The organism is Novosphingobium sp. (assembly GCF_027489515.1).
GTDB lineage: Bacteria > Pseudomonadota > Alphaproteobacteria > Sphingomonadales > Sphingomonadaceae > Novosphingobium.
Map to the genome: position 1 here is coordinate 14,095 of NZ_JAIXZS010000015.1, position 20,119 is coordinate 34,213.

The window sequence follows — 20,119 nt, forward strand, 5'->3', positions numbered from 1 at the left end:
TTGTGGCAAACGCGCCGTCAGTGGAAATCGCGCGACTTGGGGATCACGCGGACATTGCGCGGATGGCTGCGTGCGGGCGGCGGGACACGGCCGGGAACGGGGCGGTTCACCTCGTCGGCACGGGCCATGGCAGGCTGCAGCGCGTCGTCTGACAGCCGCGCCAGCCCCTCGCTCGCGTCCGTCAGATGCTGGGCAATTACATGGATTACCTCGTCGTCGTATTCCACCCGGCCGCGCACTTCCATCAGTCGCGCACCCATCACCACACTGCGCTGCTTTTCCTTGAGATCGGGCCATATCACGAGATTGATCACCCCCGTCTCGTCCTCAAGCGTGATGAAGCACACCCCCTTGGCGCTGCCCGGCTGCTGGCGCACCAGCACCACGCCCGCAACGCGCACCATCGAGCGCAGCTTCCGGTTCCGCAGGTCTGCCGCCCGCACGAAGCCGCGCTCGGCAAGTTCGGCGCGCAGGAAGGCCATGGGGTGCGCCTTCAGCGAAAGCCGCTGAGTCTGGTAATCAGCGACGACTTCCTCCGAGAGCGGCATCGTCGGCAACCGGGTGCGCGCGCGCTCCTCCCCCTCCTCGCGCGCGTCCGCTGCGGCGAACAGCGGCAGGGCATTGGCGGCAATCAGGCTGCGCGCATCCCACAGCGCCTGCCGACGCGGCAGCCCCATCGAGCCGAAGGCATCCGCCGCCGCCAGACGCTCGATCATCGCGGGTGAGAGCCCTGCCCGCACCTTGAGCGCAGCCACATCCTCGAACCGCCCCCCCGCCTCGCGCGCGGAAACGAGCGCGGCGGCGGCATGTTCGGGCAGGCCGTCGATCTGCCTGAGGCCAAGGCGCAGTGCCTCCCCCTCCTGCTCCAGCGTGCAATCCCACACCGAGTGATTCACATCGATCGGCAGCACCGTGACCTTGTGCTCCACCGCATCGCGCACGATCTGCGCAGGCGCGTAGAAGCCCATCGGCTGCGAATTGAGCAGGCCGCAGGCAAACGCCGCCGGATAGTGGCACTTGAGCCAGCTCGAAACGTAGACGAGGTGCGCAAAGCTTGCCGCGTGGCTTTCGGGAAAGCCGTATTCGCCGAAACCCCGGATCTGGTTGAAGCAGCGCTGCGCGAAATCGCGGTCATAGCCGCGCTGGGTCATGCGCTCGACCATCATGTCCTGCAGTTCATCGACCATGCCGCGGCGGCGGAAGGTGGCCATCGCCTTGCGCAGGCGGTTGGCCTCGGCGCCGGTGAACTTGGCCGCATCGAGCGCGATCTTCATCGCCTGTTCCTGAAAGATCGGCACGCCGAGCGTGCGGCCAAGGATCGAGGTCAGCTCGTCTGGCGGACCGAAGGCGGGGCCCGGCGCGGGGATGCTGACGGCTTCCTCCCCCCGCCGACGCCGGAGATAGGGGTGCACCATGTCGCCCTGGATCGGCCCGGGGCGGACGATGGCGACCTGGATGACGAGATCGTAGAACTCGCGCGGGCGCAGGCGCGGCAGCATGTTCATCTGCGCGCGGCTTTCGACCTGGAACACCCCCAGCGAATCGCCCTTGCGCAGCATCGCGTATGTCTCCGGATCCTCGCGCGGAACGGTGGCGAGCGTGAGTTCGCGGCCGTGGTGCTCGCCCAAAAGATCGAGGCATTTCCTGATGCAGGTGAGCATCCCGAGCGCCAGCACATCGACCTTGAGGATGCCCAGCGCGTCGATATCGTCCTTGTCCCATTCGATGAAGCTGCGGTCCGCCATGGCGCCATTGCCGATCGGCACAGTCTCGGTCAGTGGGCCCTGCGTGAGGATGAAGCCGCCGACATGCTGCGAAAGATGGCGCGGCATGCCAATCATCTGCTCGGTGAGCTTCAGAACTCGCTTCAAGTGTGGATCGGAAAGGTCAAGCCCCGCCTGCTCCACGTTCCGCTCTGCCACCTCGCTGCCCCAGCCGCCCCAGACGGTGCGCGCGAGGGCGGCGGTGACGTCTTCGGTGAGGCCCATCGCCTTGCCCACTTCGCGGATCGCCATGCGCGGGCGGTAGTGGATCACCGTCGCGCAGAGCCCCGCGCGCTGGCGGCCATAACGGCGGTAGATGTACTGGATGACTTCCTCGCGCCGCTCGTGCTCGAAATCGACGTCGATATCGGGCGGTTCGTTGCGATCCTCGGAAATGAACCGGTCGAACAACAGCGCATGGCGCGCCGGATCGACGGCCGTGATGCCAAGGCAATAGCACACTGCCGAATTGGCCGCCGAGCCGCGCCCCTGGCACAGGATTGGTGGATCCTGATTGCGCGCAAAATCAACGATATCCTTGATGGTTAGAAAGTAAGTTGCGAGGTTCAGTTTGCCGATCAGCGCCAATTCGCGCGCCAGCGTATCGCACACGCTGTCGGGCACGCCCGAGGGGTAGCGCTCCGCCGCGCCGAGCCAGGTCTGTTCCTCCAGCCAGTCCTGCGGGGTGCGGCCTTCGGGGCAGATCTCCTCGGGGTATTCGTAGCTGAGTTCATCGAGGCTGAAGGTGCAGGAATCGGCAAGATCGCGCGCAGCGGTGATGGCATGGGGCCAGCGCTCGAACAGGCGGAGCATCTCGGCGGGCGATTTCAGGTGCCGCTCGGCATTGGGATGGAGAAGATGCCCGGCGCGGGCGACGGTGGTCTTGTGGCGGATTGCCGTCATCACGTCCTGAAGCGGGCGCCGGGCGGCTTCGTGGTAGTGGACATCGTTGGTCGCCAAGAGGCTCAGGCCATGCGCTCTGGCCAGCGCATCGAGCGTACTGATCCGCGCGAGATCGTCGCCGCTGTAGAGATAGCTCGCCGCCACATGGCGCATGCTGGGCAGGCTGTGGACAAGATGGGGGACAAGCGCGGCAAAAGGCAGGGATACTCGGCTACCCTCACGTTCTGGTGCGGGCTGTTCAGGCGCAACGTTTGCCGCCTGCCCACCCCTAACCCCTCCCGCCAGCGGGAGGGGGATCACGTTGCTTTCGACTTCCAGTGTGAACGTCTGATCCAAGTCATGCGGCGGTAGCAGCACGAGATGGACACCCTCCGCATGCGCCGCCAGCAGCGGAAGATCGATCTCGCAGACGCCCTTGGCCTGCCATTCCCCATCGAGCCGCGCCATGCGCCCTGCCGAAATCAGGCGGCACAGACGGCCATAGGCGGCGCGTGTCTCGGGATAGGCGAGGAAGGCGAGGCCCTCGACGGTCTCGATCCGGCAACCGATCACCGGGCGCACGCCCAAGGCCTTCGCCTCGCCGTGGATGCGCACCACGCCCGCCATCGAATTGGCATCCGCCACGCCGACCGCATCATAGCCTAGCCGATGCGCAGCAAGCACGAGGTCGACCGGATCGGAGGCCCCGCGCAGGAAGGAGAAGCAGGTGACGAGCCCCAGTTCGACGAAGGGCGCGCGGGCGGGCGCACCTGAGACATCATCGGGCGCAACATGCCGGCGCGCCGGGGTGAGCGGTCCCTCAGGCACAGAGCCCCTGCAGGAACCATTCGGGCGCGCCGCCACGGCCATCGCCGGCAAGGCCATGGCGGTAGATCCAGTAGCGGCGGCCGGTGCTGTCCTCGATGCGGTAGTAATCGCGCAGGCGCACGGTGGAGCGTTCGCGCCACCATTCCGGGGCGATCCGCTCAGGCCCTTCGGCGCGCGCAATCTCGTGCACGCCGCCGCGCCAGCGGAACAGGCGGGGAAGCCCGTCGGGCGCTTCGTAGATCACCGCGATGGGCTCGGGCCGGTCGAGCAGCTTCAAGGGCCGCTCGTGGAAGGCGAAGTCTTCCTGAAGGCCCGGCATAGGCTCCAGCGGCGGGGCCCAGCGCTGCGCGCGTTCGGGCAGGTGGCTGGCACGCGGCACGGGGCGGCGCACCGCCTCTGTGCCAAGCCGCACCGTCAGCCGGTCAATGCAGGCGGCAAGGCTGGTGCCATGGCGCTCGGCCGCCGCATCAAGCTCGGCCTGCGCGAGCGCCAGTGGCTCGGTCCACGGCGCACTGAGTCGGACAAGCTCGATCCCGAAGCCCGCATCGAGATCATCGAGCCGCGCCGCAAAGAGACGGCAGACATGCGCGGGATCGCGGGTGGCGGCGGCCATTTCGAGCCGCCGCACGAGGACATCACCGTCGACCTTCCACGCTGCGAGTTCGAGCCGCCGCGCCCCCTCCCCGCGTCCCTCCAGCGCGCGCGCCATGTCTTCGGCAAGGTCCATCAGCACGCGGTCGAGCAGCGGGCGGTGGCGGATGGGTTCCATCAGGCGGCGCTGCACCATCGGCTGCTGAGCGGCGATCACCGGCAGCAGTGGCTCGGGCACACGGCCGAGGAGTTGATCGAGCCGCACCAGCGGGTTCGCGCCTGGGGAGCGGCGGTTGCGGAAACGCCGCGCCAGGGCCTCGCGCCCGATGCCGGCGAGATCGCCCAGCCGCTTCAGGCCAAGGCGGCGCAGGAGGAGCAGGACATCGTCATCGAGCCGCAAGGCCGCGACCGGGAGCCCGGCGAGGCGGTCCATCAGGTCGGCGCCCTCCAGAATTGCGCTCTCGGGCCCGTAATGGGCCAGCGCCCAGGCTGCACCCGCCGTGGGCGCGATCGCCGCGCGCGCGACAAGGCCGCGCCGGGCAAGCTGGGCACGCGCATCGGCGAGCAGCATGGCCTCCCCGCCGAACAGATGCGCGGCGCCAGTAGTATCGACGATCAGGCCATCGGGCGGATCGAGCGCTGACCAAGGCCCCCAACGCTGCGCCCAGAGCGCAAGGGCTTCGAGGAAGGCCAGGTCCCCGGCCGGATCAGCCGGGCGCACGGCCAGTGCCGGACAAAGCGCGCGCGCATCCGCCAGCATCGCACCCGCGCGCGCGCCCTCGGCCGCGCCGGCGGCGTTGACCGCGGCGATGCGCGGGCCATGAGCGGTTTCGGCGATCAGCGCGAGCGGTGCGGCGTCACTGCCCTCGCCCGCTGCGCAGCCTTCAGCCAGCCGCCAGCGATCGAGCGCCAGATCCGCGCACCAGATCGCCATGATCCGGCGTGCCAGAACCGGCGGGCTCGGCAGCGAGAGCGGTGTCGTCATCGCGCAAGGTCCAGTATCCGGGTTGAAAGGTGTGGGCACGGAACAGCTCGGCGTTCCATGTCGCGCGGCCGGGCGCCTGCGGGTTCCAGCGCGGCGGCGGTGAGGCGGCGGCAGTGACGCGCCAGCGCATCCGCGCCGAGCCGAGATCGCTGCGTGCGTCCAGCCGCACCAGCCAAAGCGCGGTGCCGTGTTTTTCCGCCGCAAGGCTGAGCCGCCGCGAGGCGGTGAAATCGAGCGCGCGGGGGTTGCCCGCAATCTCCCCGATCACGAAGGCAAGGTCACGGCAGCGCAGCCCCTCTTCCAGCGCAAAGAGCGCGTCCTCAGGCGTTGTCGCGGCAACATGGATCAGGCGGTGGCGCAAGTGCGGCGGGAGCCCCGGGCGATAGGGCCGGCCCGAGAGCCTGAGCGCCGCCTTGTCCTGCACCCAGAGCCAGAGGCGCTGATCCTCTGCATCAAAGCCAAGAGCATCGCGCGCCAGCGCCAGCGCCAGCGCCGCACCGCTCGCTTCTCCGGCAGGGGCGAAGACTTCGGCATGGCGGCACCCGGTGGTGACTCCGGGACGCCAGCGCGCGGATTTGGCGCCGGAAAGCACGCGGGAGACAGAACCGCGACGCAGACCTGCGGCCAGCGGCGGGGACAGGACATGGACTTCGGAACGGGCTTCGATTCGATTCATGTTCCTATTATGTTCTTATTCTCCCGCCATGCAAGCGCCTCCCCGCACACCCTGCCCTTCCATGCAAAAGGGCCCTTCCATGCAAAAGGGCCGCCTCCCGGTGCGGGAAGCGGCCCTCGAGGCTTTGCCTGATGCGGCGATCAAACGATGGGCGGCACCGATTGCGGCGGAATGTCCGCGTCCGTCTCATGCACTTCGACCGTGCCGCGCCCGACATGGCTGCGGTTGCGGCTGTAGGTGTAGTAGACCACAAGACCCGCGACAGCCCAGCCGAAGAACAGCTGGATCGTCACCGCCGAGAGGCTGCAGAACAGGTAGATGCAGCCCGCGATCGAAATCGGCGCGACGATGTTCACGGCCGGTGTGCGGAACGGACGGTGGCGCGTGGGCTCGGTCCGCCGCAGCACGATCACCGCGACCGAAACCGCAGCGAAGGCGAACAGCGTGCCCGAGTTCGACACGTCGGCCAGCAGACCGACCGGGAAGAACGCAGCGAAGACAGAGACGAACACCCCGGTCATCATCGTGATCACGTGCGGGGTGCGGAAGCGCGGATGGATCTTCGAGAAGAACTCCGGCAGCAGCCCGTCGCGGCTCATCACGAAGAAGATGCGGGTCTGGCCGAACATCATCATCAGAATGACCGAGGGCAGCGCGATGATTGCAGCAGCGCCCACCAGCCAGCCCACAAAGGGATAGCCAACGCTGCGCAGCGTCCAGGCGAGAGCTTCCTTCGAGCAGACCACTGCGTTGTCCTGGATCGCGGCGCAAGCGGCCGAAAGCGCGGGCGTACCGGGCGAGAGGATCTCGCCATTGGGGCCGGCCATCGGCTGCGCACCCACCGTGCCAATGACGCCGGCAGCCACGAGCATGTAGAACACGGTGCAGATGCCGAGGCTGCCGATCAGGCCGATCGGCATGTTGCGCTGGGGGTTCTTGGTCTCTTCCGCCGCGGTCGAGACCGCATCGAACCCGACATAGGCAAAGAAGATCGAGGCCGCCGCACCGGAAATGCCGGCAAAGCCGTTGGGCGCAAAAGGCACGAACTCGCCGCTCTTGATCACCGGCAGGGTAAGCGCGACGAACAGCGAGAGCGCGACGATCTTGATCGCCACGAGCACCGCATTGACCGTGGCGCTTTCCTTGGTGCCGAGCACGAGGAGCCAGGTGATCAGCCCGGCGATCGCCATCGCCGGCAAGTTGATCACGCCGCCGTCAAACGGCCCGCGCACCAGCGTCAGCGGTATGTCGAGATGGAAGCTCGTGTTGAGCCAGCCGACCATGTAGCCGGACCAGCCGACCGAAACCGCACCTGCCGCGATCGCGTATTCGAGGATCAGCGCCCAGCCGACCATCCACGCGACGAGTTCGCCCATCACGGCGTAGCTGTAGGTATAGGCAGAGCCCGAGACCGGCACCATCGCGGCCATTTCCGCGTAGCACAGCGCCGCCACGGCGCAGACGAACCCTGCGATGATGAAGCTCACCATCATCCCGGGACCCGCCTTCTGCGCGGCCTCCGCGGTCAGCACGAAGATGCCGGTGCCGATGACGGCGCCGACGCCGAGCATGGTCAGTTGGAACGCGCCGAGCGAACGATGGAGCGATTTCTTCTCGGCAGTTGCAAGAATGGCGTCGAGTGGTTTGACGCGACCGAACATTGATTTCTCCCGCCTTGGTCCAGAAGCCGGTTGCGCCCGTTACACCCTCTGTGCGGACGCGGCTCATGGCACCAGGTTTGCTGACATGAGTGCTAGCGCTGCGAACCGCCGCCGCAAAGCGCTTTTTCCATAAGCGCCATGCGCCGCGACGGAACAGTGCCGCACCGAAACGGACCAAGCCTTGCGGCTTTGCGGCATTGCTCTAAAAGCGCGGGTCCTGCGACAGGAAACCTCACCAATGTCCACGACCTATGTCCTCGACACCGCCACCAGCCGCGCACATCCGACGCCGGCGCCGATGAAGCGGCTCAACATCCCCGGCATCCGGCAGCGCAAGGTGGACGGGGTCACCGAGCACCCGGTCGTCATGCTGACGGCCTACACCGCGCGCCAGGCGCAGCTGCTCGATGCACATTGCGATCTTCTGCTCGTCGGGGATTCGCTCGGCCAGGTGATCTATGGCCTGCCCTCGAGCGTTCCGGTCACGCTCGACATGATGTGCGCGCATGGCGCCGCCGTTGTGCGCGGCTCCTATCACGCGGCGGTTGTGGTCGACATGCCCTTCGGCGCCTATGAAGCCTCGCCTAGCCAGGCCTTCGCGAGCGCCTCGCGCCTGCTCAAGGAAACCGGCTGCGATGCGGTCAAGCTCGAAGGCGGGGTCGCGATGGCCGAGACGGTCGCGTTCCTTGTCGCGCGCGGCATTCCGGTGATGGGCCATGTCGGCCTCACCCCGCAGGCGGTCAATGTGCTCGGCGGCTACAACGCGCGTGGGCGCAGCGCGGCGGAGGCGGAGAAGATCGTGGGCGATGCACGCGCGATTGCCGAGGCCGGGGCCTTTGCCATCGTCGTCGAAGGCGTGGTCGAACCGCTGGCTGTCGCGATTACCGAGGCCGTCCCCTGCCCGACCATCGGCATCGGCGCTTCGGCGCAGTGTGACGGGCAAGTGCTGGTGACCGACGACATGCTCGGCATGTTCGAGCGCACCCCCCGCTTCGTGAAGATATACGAACATCTGGCCGAGACCATTTCCGCCGCGGCCGCAACCTACGCCGCCGAAGTGCGCGCTCGCACCTTTCCAGGGGTGGAACAGACCTACCAGCCGAAGTAAGGGAATATCTGGCCGGTATCTCCTGGCCGAAACGGGACCACCACTTGCTCAAGAACTTCGGCGGCTCGATCGCCTTCACGCTTCTCTGCCTTGCGCTGGCGGCCGCTTATGGCTGGTACCAGACCGCATCCGTGCCAGCGACGCTCGCTATGCTGTGGATCGTGGTGATGCTCTCGGTACTCGAGATCTCGCTTTCGTTCGACAACGCGGTGGTCAATGCGGTGGTGCTGGGCGAGATGGACGCGGTCTGGCAGCGGCGCTTCCTCACCTGGGGCATGGTCATCGCGGTCTTCGGCATGCGGATCGTGTTTCCGGTGGCGATCGTGGCAATCGCCTCCGGCATCGGGCCGGTCGAGGCCGTCCGCATCTCGCTGACCGAGCCCGCGCGCTATGAGGAAATCGTCTCCGGCGCACATGTCGGCATCGCCGGCTTCGGCGGCGCGTTCCTCGCGATGGTCGGCCTCTCGTTCTTCTTCGATGGCGAGAAGGACGTACACTGGATCACCTGGATCGAGGCCCGCCTCGCCCGCTTTGCAGATATCAAGGCGGCCGAGATCGCGATCCTGCTGGTTGCGGTCTACGGCATCTCGCTGCTGCTGCCCCCGGCGGAGGCGCTCACATTCCTCGGCGCCAGCGCGCTCGGCATCGTCACCTTCATTGCGGTGGAGGCCATAGGCACCCTGCTCGAAATGCGCGAAGAGGCGCAGAAGGCGGCGGGCATCATGGTGCGCTCGGGCCTGGCCGGCTTTCTCTATCTCAACGTGCTCGATGCCTCGTTCAGCTTCGATGGAGTGATCGGGGCCTTCGCACTCTCCAACAACATGGTGGTGATCGCGCTCGGCCTCTCCATCGGCGCGATGTTCGTGCGCTCGCTCACGTTGCTGCTGGTGAAGCAGGGAACGCTGTCCGAATACCGCTACCTTGAGCACGGCGCGTTCTGGGCGATCATCGCGCTGGCCGCGATCATGCTGATCTCCGCGCACGTCGAAATTCCCGAGACGGTAACCGGCCTCATCGGCGCCGTGCTGATCGGGCTCTCGCTATGGTGGTCCGTGCGGCACAACCGCGAACTCCCCGATGGCGAGATCGAGGACGCGCTGCGCGCGGAGTGATCTAGTCGAGCGGCACAGACGCCAACTTGGGCGCAGGTGCAGGCGTGCCCAGGAAGCGCGGCGCGGGTGCGGGCATCGTCATCCCGCCATCCTCCACGAACATGGCGCGCGCCGCGTTGTGCGGGTGGTGCGGCGCGTCCTTGAGGCTGAGGACCGGTGCGAAGCAGATGTCCGTGCCGTCCATGATCGCTTCCCACTCGCTGCGCGGCTTCGTCTTGATCAGCGCGGCAACCTTGGCCTTGAGCGCCGGCCATTGCGACTGATCGTGCTGTGCAGCCATCGCGGGATCGGCGCCGAGCCCGCTCTTCTCCATCAGCAACGCGTAGAACTGCGGCTCGATCGAGCCGAGCGCGATCCACTTGCCGTCGCTCGTCTCGTAGGTGTCGTAGAAGTGCGCGCCGCCATCGAGCAGGTTGACCCCGCGCTCGTCCTTCCACTGGCCATTGCCGAAGAAGGTCCAGGTCATCGCCGAAAGGATCGCCGCGCCATCGACCATGGCGCAATCGATCACCTGGCCCTTGCCGGTTCGCTGGGCGGACAGCACGGCGGCGAGTACGCCGAAGGCCATCATCATGCCGCCTCCGCCGAAATCGCCCACGGCATTCACCGGAAACTGCGGCTTGCCGCCGGCCTGACCATAGGTGTGGAGCGCGCCGGCGAGCGCAATGTAGTTGATGTCATGCCCGGCCAGCGGCGCCATCGGGCCCTCCTGACCCCAGCCGGTCATCCGCCCGTAGACGAGCCGCGGGTTATCGGTGAGCAGCACTTCGGGTCCCAGCCCCAGCCGCTCCATCACGCCGGGCCGATAGCCTTCGATGATCGCGTCGGCGTCTCTCACCAGTTCGCGGATGCGCGCGATGGCGGCAGGATCCTTGAGATCGAGCTCCATCCGCACGCGGTTCCGGTTGAGGATATCGCGATTGCCGGCGTCACCGGTGCGACCCGGCTTTCCGGGCCGGTCGATGCGAATGACCCTGGCGCCGTGATCGGCCAGCATCATGCAGGCAAAGGGCCCGGGTCCAATCCCTGCGAACTCGAGAACCGTCAAACCTTCCAGCGCACCAGCCATCACTCACCCCGACCTTGTTTAACCGATCAATTGAAAACCGGTTTGCCGCGCGATTGCCCAGCTGTCGAGACTTATTGCGCAAGCAACGGCTGTCCGCGTGCTGCCAGCGCGCGCGAGACGGCGGCATAGGCATCGCTGCGTGGTCCGCCCACCCACGACGCGGCAAGCAGCTTCATGGCCGCAACGCTTTGCGGGTTCTGCGCCAGATAGCGCGAGGTCATGGCGTCGGCGTCGCGCGTGCGGCCAAGTGCGCGCAGCGCCGCATCCATGCGCCGCAGCACGGGTTCGTTGAAGCGAATCGCCGCGCCGTTCTGATAGTCCGCCAGCGCGCCGGCGGCATCGCCGCGCAAGGTGCGCACGTCGCCAGCAAGCAGGTGCGCTTCGGCCGCGCCCGGATTGGCATCGCGCAGACGGTCGGCCGCCGCCTGTGCTTCGTCCTTGCGTCCTTCCTTCAGCAGCGCGCGGATATAGGGCACCGCAGTCCCGGCCTGGTTAGGCGCATCGCCATAGGCTGCCGCGAGCACGCCGGTGCCGAATTCGGCAGAGAGCGGAGCGGGCCCATGCGCCTGCGGGCGCGCGGCCCGCGAAAGCAGGTCCTCCGCGCGGGTCTTGTTGCCCATCCGCCGCCAGCTTTGGCCAACCAGCTGCAGCGTATAGGGTGCGGCCCAGGGCTGTGCGGCATCACCATCGAAGCGCGCGGTGATCAGCGGATCGCTGCCCTGCCGCGCCAGCGCACGCAGCAGCATCTGCCGCGCCTCGAGGTTGTCTGGCTGCATACGCACCAAGCGGTCGAACTGCTCGACCGCGACGTTGATGTTGCCCGCACGGTACTCGAGCACACCCGTCAGCAGGATCGCCGCCGGCATGTCGCGAAAGGCCGTGCCGGTGCGCTGCAGGATCGTGCGCGCAAGGTCCGTCTGGCCCGCGCGCGCCGCAAGCACGGCCTGGAGGAACGCAGGCCGCGGGTTCTTCGGATCGACTTGCGCCAGCTTGCGGCACACGATGAGCATCGCGCGGTAATCGCCCATGTCGCCCAGCGTCGCGGCATATTCGCCCAGCAGTGCCGGATCGTCGGGCCGTACTTTCAGCCCCGCCTCGAACCACGGCAGCGCGGCGGCAAGGCCATATTGCTCGCGGATCAGCAGGCCCCGAAAGGCAAGCGCGCGGGCATTCTTCGGATCGAGCGCGACGGCGCGGTCCGCCGCCTCGATCGATTGCAACTGTTCGCCGCCCGAAAAACGCAGGGCGGCAATCGCCACCCACAGATCGGAATCGCGAGGATTGGCTCTCAGCGCCGCATCGAACGCGTTCGCTGCGCCGCGCAGATCGCCGCTTGCGAGGGCCAGCTGGCCGCGCACGCGCCAGCCCAGCGCCTCGGTTCCCGGCGCGAAGGCACCGCCTTCGAGCACCTTGCGGGCCTCGGTGCGGTCGCCCTCGGCCAGCAGCGCCTCACCAAGATGCGCGCGCAGGGCATCCTCGCTGGTGCCAACCCGGATTGCCGCGCGCAGCATGACTTCCGCCGAAACCGCATCCCGCCGGTCGATCGCCGCCTGCGCCCGCGCGCGCAAATCCTCAAGCCGCGAAGCGCCCGCCGCAGGCCCGGCCAACGCCAGAATGGCCAGCGAGAGGGCGGCCGCGGCCTTAATGCTGAAGGTCGTACTGCTTGAGGAGATCATAGAGCGTGGGCCGGCTGATCCCCAGGAGGCGCGCGGTGTTGGAGATGTTCCCCTCGCTGCGCGCCAGCGCATGGCGGATCATCTTGCGATCGGTCGCCTCGCGCGCTGACTTGAGGTTGAGCGGATTGGCCTCGTCCTCGCCTGGTTCGGCAAGATCGAGATCGGACGCCGTCACCAGCTTGCCATCGGCCATGATCACCGCGCGCTTCACCCGGTTTTCGAGCTCGCGCACGTTGCCGGGCCACGTCCAGGCATCGATCGCGGCTAGCGCATCGGGCGCAAAGCCCTTGACCGACGGGTTCATCTCGGCGGCAAATCGCGTCAGGAAGACCTTGGCCAGCAGCGCCGCATCGCCCGGCCGCTCGGCAAGGCTGGGAATACGCACGACGATCTCGGCAAGGCGGTAGAACAAGTCCTCGCGGAAGCGTCCGTCGGTGATCATCGCCTCGAGGTTCTGGTGCGTAGCGCAGACAATGCGCGTGTCGACCTCGATCGAGCGCCTCCCGCCGATGCGCTCGATCGTGCGCTCCTGCAGGAAGCGCAGCAGCTTGACCTGCAGCGGAAAGGGAATGTCGCCCACTTCATCAAGGAACAAGGTACCGCCGCTGGCTTGTTCGATCTTGCCCTCGGTCGTCTTCACCGCACCGGTGAACGCGCCTTTCTCGTGGCCGAACAGCTCGCTTTCGAGGAGGTTCTCCGGGATCGCAGCGCAGTTGATCGCGACAAATGCGCCCTGCCGCCGCGGGCTGGCCTCATGCAGGCCGCGCGCCAGCAGTTCCTTGCCGGTGCCGCTAGCGCCCAGCAGCATGACCGAAACATTGGTTCCCGCCACGCGTTCGATCGTCCGCGCCACCTTCACCATCTCCGGCGCACCGGTGATCATGCGGCCCAGCACCCTGTTGTCCTCGGGTGCCCTCTCAGCGAGCTGGCGGTTCTCCGCCTCGATCCGGTAAAGATGCAGCGCGCGCCGCACGATCAGGCCGAGCGCATCGATATCGACCGGCTTGGCGTAGAAATCATAGGCGCCCTGCTGAATGGCGCGGAGAGCGCTTTCGCGTGCGCCGTGTCCGCTCGCGACGATCACCTTGGTATCGGGCTTGAGCGCCATGATCGCATCGAGCACGGCAAAGCCCTCGCTCGTCCCATCGGGATCGGGCGGCAGGCCGAGGTCGAGTGTCACCACTGCAGGCTCCTCGGAGCGCAGCAGCGCGAGCGCGGTCTGGCGGTCGCCCGCAATGAACACTTCGAAGTCCTCGTAGGCCCACTTCAACTGGGCCTGCAGGCCGGGATCGTCCTCGACGATGAGGAGCTTGGGGAGCGCCTTGACCGGGCTCGGGGGCCGTTCCTGAATCATCATGCTACCTTCTTGTCGTCTGACGTGCCGTCAGGAATTGCTTCGTTCGCGCTGCTCATGGCGAGCGGCAGGCGCACCGCGAAGCGGCTGCCCAGCCCTTCGCGGCTTTCCACTTCGAGCCGGCCATTCATCGCCCGCACCAGCTCGCGCGCTTCGAACGCGCCGATCCCGAAGCCGCCCGCCTTGGTCGAGACGAACGGCTTGAAGAGACGGTTGCGCACGAAATCCGCGCTCATGCCGCAGCCGGTGTCGGAAACCTCGATCACGCCGTTGAGTCCGTCGAACCGCGCCTGGAGAAAGACCGCCATGCCGGGCTGGCTTGCATCGATCGCATTCTGCACGAGATGCGCGAGCACCTGCTCGAGCGTCTCGCGGCTCGCCATGACGAGGCACGGCTGGCCCTGCGTCACATAGACCGGGCAATCGCCCCCTGCCCCGCGATAGCGCGCGGCCACCGCCTCGATCACTTCAGCTGCATCGACGGGTTCGATCCGCTGGACACCGCCTGCACCATAGCGCGAAAGCCGCGCGAGCAGTGCATTGAGCTTGTCTGCCGCGTTGGTCAGCGTCACCAGCATGTCCTTGCGGAACGCAGGGTTGTCGGCGTGCCGCTCGGCATTGCGGGCAAGCAGCGCGAGTTGGCTCGCCAGGTTCTTGATGTCGTGCATCACGAACGCGATGCGCCGATTGAACTCATCGAACCGGCTGGCCTCGAGCAGCGCGCTCTGCCCGCTGTGTTCGGCGATGTAGCTCGCCAGCTGTTGCCCCACCACGCGCAGGAGATCGAAGTCCTCCCAGTCGAGCTTGCGCGCTAGTGGCGGACGGCCGAGTACGACGAGGCCGACCAGCCGATCGAAATGCAGCAGCGGCACCAGCGCCCAAGCGCCGTGTTCCTCAAGCAGCCATTCCGGGATCAGTGCTGCCTCGCCCTCGTGGTCGGTGCCGGCCCGCACTTCGTCGAGATCGGCAATGAACCCGCGCCGCTCGAAGAACTGCGCGGCGGCGAGCGGCATCGCATCGGCAGGCACATCGATCGTCGGCCATTGCCAGCGGGCAGCGAGCACGAGATCGCCGGCTTCGCCCGGAATCAGCATGATCCCGCTGGCGCTGTCAGTAATGTCCGCCAGTGCCTGGACAACGCGTGCGTGAAGCGGCGAAGCACCCGGTCCGCCGCGCCCGATCGTGCGGGTGAAGCGCAGCCACTCGGCACGGTAGTCATAGCGGTGCTGGAAGAAATGCTTGGCCAGCATCACGTTGAGCCAGCCACGCAAGCGCCCCGAGGGCACCAGCGCAAGGATCACCACCGTCGTCGCAAACGCAAAGCCCAGCTGGGCCAGTTGGCTGACATTGCCGCCAAGCCAGGCGACCGACTGCGCTGCGGCGACCATCAGGATCAGGTAGCCGCCGATCACCAGCAGCGAAAGCGACTGGAACGCGACCGAGCGGCTGGGCGAGAAGCGCAGCGCCGATCCGCCGCGCACGGTGCCCACCGAAACCAGCAAGACCGCCGCGATCTGCACGAGCCCGCGCAGCGCCACCATCTCCTGCGGGATCATCCGGCCAAGATAGGCAATCGTGTAGAAGTTGAGATCGTAGCCCCACATCAGCGCGAGCGCGAGCGCGGTCCAGCGCACGGCATCACGCTGCCCGCTGATCGCACCGACATAAAGGTTGTGCACCAGCACCAGCGCGCCGGTCGTCAACAGCAAGCGGAACATCACCGAAAGCTGGAAGATCATCGCGGTGGCGGGCAGGATCGCTGCAAAGCGGATCGCCAGCACCAGCAGCACGATCTGGAACAGCTCGACCATCGCGAGCACGGCAAGGACCGGGCGCACCTGAACGACGCTGGTATGCCGGTTGTCGCGCGCGAAAAGCGAATAGACCACTGCCAGCCAGCACAGGTTGCGCAGCATTTCGAACGCTTGCGTGAGGGCCGCACTCGCCCCGAACGAGGAGCTGAGCAAGGTCCACGCGGTCGTCAGCGTCAGCGCCGCGATCAGGGCACGACTGCTCTCCTTGCCGCGCCGCCCGCGGTCGGCCAGCCACACCGTGAGCAGCATCGCCGCGAAGGCCGCGACGAGATAGCTCCACTGGCCAAGGCCGGTCCATCCGAGCGGACTATGCATGAAGGCACCCCGCCGCCACTCAGCGCGCGCCCTCGTTCCAAAGCACCACGCGCAGCGTCTGGAGGAGGATCAGGAGATCAAGGAAGGGGCTGTAGTTCTTGGCGTAGTAGAGATCGTATTCGAGCTTGTGGCGCGAATCCTCGATCGAGGCCCCATAGGGATAGTTGATCTGCGCCCAGCCGGTGATGCCCGGCTTCACCATGTGGCGCTCGGCATAGTAGGGCAGCTTGTCCTCAAGGTCGGAGACGAACTCGGGCCGCTCCGGACGAGGGCCGACAAAGCTCATCTCGCCCTTGAGCACGGTCCAGGCCTGCGGCAGCTCGTCGATCCGCAGCTTGCGGATCAGGCGGCCGATGCGGGTCACGCGCGGATCGTCCTTGGCTGCCCACTGCGCCCCGCCCTTTTCGGCGTCGGTGCGCATCGAGCGCAGCTTGATCAGGCTGAAGCTCTGGCCATAGAGCCCGACGCGGGTCTGGCGGAAGAAGGCCGGGCCGCGGCTATCAAGCTTCACGAGGATCGCGAAAAGCGCGATGACCGGGGCGGTCAGCACGAGCAGCACAAGGCTCGCGCAGATGTCGAAGACGCGTTTGAACGCGCTCGAGATCATCCGGCCCGAAGAAAACCCGTCCGAAAAGATCAGCCAGCTCGGATTGACCGTGTCGAGATCGACGCGGCCCGTCTCGCGCTCCATGAAGGTCGAGAAGTCATTGACGTGGACGCCGGTCGTCTTGATCCGCAGCAGGTCCTTGAGTGGCAGCGCGTTGCGCCTCTCCTCAAGCGCGAGCACCACTTCGCTCACGCCCAGGTTCTCGACATAGCGCGTGAGGTTGTGGATCGCGTTGCGGTTGATCGCTTCCTTGATCACCGGCGCGCTGTCGCTCATGCCGATGAAGCCAACGATGACGAAGCCTGCTTCGAGCCGTTCGCCAAGCTGGCGCAGCCGCTCTGCCCGGTCGCCCGCACCAAGCACCAGCACGCGCCGGCGGAAGACCGCAGTCCCCAGCAGGCCGCCCAGCAGGATGCGGATGAACACCAGCAGCGCCATCGCGATGAACATCGCGTAGAAAAGGTTGGATCGCCACAGGGTGCGCCCCGGCAACACGAAGTAGACGAATGAGAGCGCGATGATGCCGAGGCTGATCGCCACCAGCAGCCTTGCGGTGGCATAGCGCATCGAGCGCAATGCGTCCGATCCATAGACCCCGACCGCAATCATCGCAGTCTGCACCAACCCGGCAAAGATCAGCAGCGGTATCCAGCGGTCCGCGACTTCGCCGCCATCAATGCCGATCTGGTGCGCGCGCAAGGTCCAGCCGAGTTCACCTGCCGCGATCAGCAGGACGAAATCGAGCAGTGCCAGCAGGAACACCGCGTTCGGGATGTAGAGTTTGAACAGACGGATCATACCGACTGTCTACCCGTGAAGGGGTAAACCGTCGGTAAACTTAACACCCCTTCGGCACAGCAAAATGCCGAAAAACCCGCAAAAACGCGCGCCCCCCGAGGGCGGCGCGCGTTGTCTGTCGGTCTTGTTTACAGGCTACCTCATTGTGACGGAGCAGCCTTGGTAGCCGCCGCTTCGGCAGCATTGCCTGCCTTTGTCGCTGCCTTGCTGACACTGGTTGCCGCATCGGCAATCGCGTTGTCTTTGCGCGCGCTGCTGTTCGACATGTTGGTCAGAAAGAGCACCCCAACCACCAGTGCAATCAGCAACACCACCGCAATGATCCAACCCGAGCCGCCGCCCGAAGGACGCTCTACTTCGACAATACGCTCATCAACCATCGCTTGATCCCTCACTTTTGCTTACTGGCTAGGATAATGAGCGGGGCATGCTGTTTGTTCCGCATCGGCCAAATACGCGCTGGCGGAATGCGGGCTGCAGTGTCATCTTCGGCCCCATGCGGGAGAAGGAACTGCGGCTCGCACTGGTCTGCTATGGCGGGATCAGTCTTGCGGTCTACATGCACGGCGTCACCAAGGAGATCTGGTACGCCACACGCGCCAGCCGCGCGTTTCATGAGGAACGCCCTCGCGGCAATCTGGGCAAGGCCGGCGCGGAAGCTGTCTACCGGCGCCTGCTCGAAACGCTTGTCCACACCCGCGATCTGAAGCTGCGCATTCTGCCCGATATCATCTCCGGAGCGAGCGCGGGCGGGATCAACGGCGTGTTCCTCGCGCAGGCCCTTGCCAGCGGGCAGAGCCTCGAGCCGCTCACCACGCTCTGGCTGGAGCGGGCAGATGTCGAGGTGCTGCTCGATCCCGATGCGCGGCCCTGGAGCCGATTTGCCAAGTTCTGGGCACAGCCGCTGGTGTGGTTCCTGCTCAAGCGCCCGGGCAATGTCGTCAGCCGCACGGTTGCCTCGGCCAGCACGCGCCGGGAAGTGCGCCTCAAGCTCTCCCACCTCATCCGCGCGCGCTGGTTCGCCCCGCCCTTCAGCGGGATCGGCTTCTCGCACCTGCTCGCAGAAGCGTTCGATGCGATGGCTGCCTCCGGGGCGGAAAGCGGCGTAACCTCAGCGCCGCTGCTGCCCGCCGGCCACCCGCTCGATCTTCTCGTGACTGCCACCGATTTCAACGGGCACCTCGAAGACTTGCAGCTCAACAGCCCGCCAGTGGTCGAGGAAAGCGAGCACCGCCTGGCCATCGGCTTTCGCCGCAATGCCGCAGCCGGCGCGGGCGAGGACATTGCCGAGCGCCCCGAACTCGTCTTCGCCGCGCGCTCGACCGCAAGCTTTCCCGGTGCATTTCCCCCGCTCATGTTGGCGGAAATGAATCAGCTCACATCCGAGCGCGGGCTTGCCTGGCACGGGCGCGACGCGTTCCTGAAGCGGGTGATGCCCAGCCGCTGGAAGCGCGGGCAGCTTGCCGATGTGGCGCTCGTCGATGGCGCAGTGCTCGTCAACCGGCCCTTCGCGCCGGCCATGGCAGTGCTGCGCGATCGGCCCGCACAGCGCGAAGTTGATCGCCGTTTCGTCTATATCGACCCCAGCCCTGCCCGTGCCGCGATGCCTGATCATATGGAGCGCTCGGTCGGGTTCTTCTCGGCGATCTTCGGCTCGCTCTCCTCGATCCCGCGCGAGCAACCGATCCGCGACAACCTCGAAGCGCTCGAAGCCCAGTCGCGTGAGCGCGCGCGCCTTCGGATGATCGTCGATACTCTGCGCGGCGAGATCGACACGGCGGTGGAGCGCCTGTTCGGCTACACCTTCTTCTTCGACCAGCCGACCCAGAAGCGCCTGACCGCATGGCGCGCCAAGGCGCAGCAGGCCGCCGCCGAACAGGCAGGCTTCGCGTTCCATGGCTATGCGCAAGTCAAGCTTGCCGGGATCGTCACTGCGCTCGCGCATGTGCTAGAGGAGGCCATGATCGAGGCACCACCACGCGGTGCGGTCGAGGCCGAACTCTGGGCGCATCTCGCAACGCTCGGCTTCGACCGGCTGGCACAGGCCAAGGGCGGTGCCACCGCAGAGGCCATCGCTTTCTTCCGCGCCCACGACCTCGGCTTTCGCATCCGCCGCCTGAAGCTGCTTGCGCGCCGCCTGACACAGGACTGGGACGATGCCGAAGGGATCAACCCCGCCGAACGCGAGGCCGCGCGCGACATCGTCTACCGCGCACAGGCGCTCTACCAGGCCAAGGAAACCGCCGCCGGGCTGGGCGAGGACTTCGCCGAAGCGGCTGCCGGTGTCCTCATTCGGCCGGCAGATGTGCTCGCCGCCATCGCCAACCGGCGCGATCTGCCCGCCATCGATGTGGTGGTGGATACAATGATCGTCGAAGGGCTTGCCGCGATGAGCAAGCCGCTGCGCCGCCGCTTCCTCTACGCCTACCTCGGCTTCCCGTTCTACGACGTTGCCACGCTGCCGCTGCTGCAGGGCGAAGGCATGGGCGAATTCGATCCCGTGAAGGTCGATCGCATTTCTCCGGAAGACGCGGTGTCGATTCGCGCCGGAGGCACCTATGCCTGCCTCAAGGGGGTCGAGTTCTTCCACTTCGGCGCGTTCTTCGCGCGCGCCTACCGCGAGAACGACTACCTCTGGGGCCGCCTCCACGGCGCCGAACGCACGGTCGATCTGATCGCCTCGACCGCCGAGCCGCCGCTCCCCCCAGGCGTGATACGCCAGTTCAAGCGCGACGTTTTCCTCGCCATCCTCGAAGAGGAAAAGCCGCGCCTGACCGCCGAGGCCGGCATGGTTGACAGCGTGATCGCCGAAGTGAACGCGATGTTCGCAGAAGGCTGAGCTCTTGACGCAACGTCGTCATTGCTTCGCTACGGTCGCAA

At 66.6% G+C, this 20,119-nt stretch carries 13 protein-coding genes; 3 read left to right on the plus strand and 10 right to left on the minus strand.

Annotation, left to right across the window (positions count from 1 at the left end; translation table 11 throughout):
- Positions 1 to 17: 17 nt before the first annotated feature.
- The 4 genes from Q0082_RS01380 to Q0082_RS01395 form a co-directional block, all read right to left on the minus strand.
- On the minus strand, positions 18 to 3,473 hold the full coding sequence (locus Q0082_RS01380; RefSeq protein WP_298189066.1) for an error-prone DNA polymerase: 3,456 nt from the start codon (positions 3,471 to 3,473) through the stop codon (positions 18 to 20).
- Positions 3,466 to 5,049, minus strand: coding sequence for a DUF6504 family protein (locus Q0082_RS01385; RefSeq protein ID WP_298189069.1), 1,584 nt, complete (start codon positions 5,047 to 5,049; stop codon positions 3,466 to 3,468). The genes Q0082_RS01380 and Q0082_RS01385 overlap by 8 nt, the downstream gene beginning before the upstream one ends.
- Positions 4,949 to 5,725: a hypothetical protein gene (locus tag Q0082_RS01390; RefSeq protein WP_298189072.1), complete on the minus strand. Its 777-nt coding sequence runs from the start codon at positions 5,723 to 5,725 to the stop codon at positions 4,949 to 4,951. The genes Q0082_RS01385 and Q0082_RS01390 overlap by 101 nt, the downstream gene beginning before the upstream one ends.
- Positions 5,726 to 5,865: 140 nt before the next feature.
- Entirely contained in the window at positions 5,866 to 7,386 is a 1,521-nt protein-coding gene (locus Q0082_RS01395) for an amino acid permease (protein ID WP_298189075.1), read from the minus strand.
- Positions 7,387 to 7,624: 238 nt separating this feature from the next.
- On the opposite strand from Q0082_RS01395, the gene panB reads away from it, so the two are divergent.
- Entirely contained in the window at positions 7,625 to 8,494 is an 870-nt protein-coding gene (panB, locus tag Q0082_RS01400; RefSeq protein ID WP_298189078.1) for a 3-methyl-2-oxobutanoate hydroxymethyltransferase, read from the plus strand.
- Between the two features lie 44 nt (positions 8,495 to 8,538).
- On the plus strand, positions 8,539 to 9,606 hold the full coding sequence (locus tag Q0082_RS01405) for a DUF475 domain-containing protein (RefSeq protein WP_298189081.1): 1,068 nt from the start codon (positions 8,539 to 8,541) through the stop codon (positions 9,604 to 9,606).
- Between the two features lies 1 nt (position 9,607).
- Here Q0082_RS01405 and Q0082_RS01410 read toward each other — a convergent pair whose 3' ends face one another.
- From Q0082_RS01410 to Q0082_RS01435, 6 genes are all read right to left on the minus strand, one after another.
- A complete protein-coding gene (locus Q0082_RS01410) occupies positions 9,608 to 10,675 on the minus strand; it encodes a CaiB/BaiF CoA-transferase family protein (protein WP_298189083.1) in 1,068 nt (355 codons plus the stop codon).
- Positions 10,676 to 10,746: 71 nt separating this feature from the next.
- Positions 10,747 to 12,282 (minus strand): tetratricopeptide repeat protein, encoded by a 1,536-nt coding sequence (locus Q0082_RS01415; RefSeq protein ID WP_298189085.1) that lies wholly within the window; start codon positions 12,280 to 12,282, stop codon positions 10,747 to 10,749.
- Positions 12,283 to 12,316: 34 nt separating this feature from the next.
- On the minus strand, positions 12,317 to 13,708 hold the full coding sequence (prsR, locus tag Q0082_RS01420; protein WP_298189088.1) for a PEP-CTERM-box response regulator transcription factor: 1,392 nt from the start codon (positions 13,706 to 13,708) through the stop codon (positions 12,317 to 12,319).
- Entirely contained in the window at positions 13,705 to 15,834 is a 2,130-nt protein-coding gene (gene prsK / locus Q0082_RS01425; protein ID WP_298189090.1) for an XrtA/PEP-CTERM system histidine kinase PrsK, read from the minus strand. Before prsK ends, prsR begins: the two co-directional genes overlap by 4 nt.
- 19 nt (positions 15,835 to 15,853) lie before the next feature.
- Complete coding sequence (locus tag Q0082_RS01430; RefSeq protein WP_298189092.1) at positions 15,854 to 17,239, minus strand: TIGR03013 family XrtA/PEP-CTERM system glycosyltransferase; 1,386 nt, start codon at positions 17,237 to 17,239, stop codon at positions 15,854 to 15,856.
- Positions 17,240 to 17,379: 140 nt separating this feature from the next.
- Complete coding sequence (locus tag Q0082_RS01435) at positions 17,380 to 17,634, minus strand: hypothetical protein (protein WP_298189095.1); 255 nt, start codon at positions 17,632 to 17,634, stop codon at positions 17,380 to 17,382.
- Between the two features lie 101 nt (positions 17,635 to 17,735).
- Between Q0082_RS01435 and Q0082_RS01440 the strand changes: the two genes are divergently transcribed.
- Positions 17,736 to 20,078: a patatin-like protein gene (locus Q0082_RS01440; RefSeq protein ID WP_298189098.1), complete on the plus strand. Its 2,343-nt coding sequence runs from the start codon at positions 17,736 to 17,738 to the stop codon at positions 20,076 to 20,078.
- Positions 20,079 to 20,119: the final 41 nt, after the last annotated feature.

Bases quoted from the DNA above. Each gene is read 5' to 3' on its own strand.
- Q0082_RS01385 (WP_298189069.1), bottom strand. From the start codon at position 5,049: ATGACGACACCGCTCTCGCTGCCGAGCCCGCCGGTTCTGGCACGCCGG.
- Q0082_RS01390 (WP_298189072.1), bottom strand. From the start codon at position 5,725: ATGAATCGAATCGAAGCCCGTTCCGAAGTCCATGTCCTGTCCCCGCCG.
- Q0082_RS01395 (WP_298189075.1), bottom strand. From the start codon at position 7,386: ATGTTCGGTCGCGTCAAACCACTCGACGCCATTCTTGCAACTGCCGAG.
- panB (WP_298189078.1), top strand. From the start codon at position 7,625: ATGTCCACGACCTATGTCCTCGACACCGCCACCAGCCGCGCACATCCG.
- Q0082_RS01410 (WP_298189083.1), bottom strand. From the start codon at position 10,675: ATGGCTGGTGCGCTGGAAGGTTTGACGGTTCTCGAGTTCGCAGGGATT.
- prsR (WP_298189088.1), bottom strand. From the start codon at position 13,708: ATGATGATTCAGGAACGGCCCCCGAGCCCGGTCAAGGCGCTCCCCAAG.
- prsK (WP_298189090.1), bottom strand. From the start codon at position 15,834: ATGCATAGTCCGCTCGGATGGACCGGCCTTGGCCAGTGGAGCTATCTC.
- Q0082_RS01430 (WP_298189092.1), bottom strand. From the start codon at position 17,239: ATGATCCGTCTGTTCAAACTCTACATCCCGAACGCGGTGTTCCTGCTG.
- Q0082_RS01440 (WP_298189098.1), top strand. From the start codon at position 17,736: ATGCGGGAGAAGGAACTGCGGCTCGCACTGGTCTGCTATGGCGGGATC.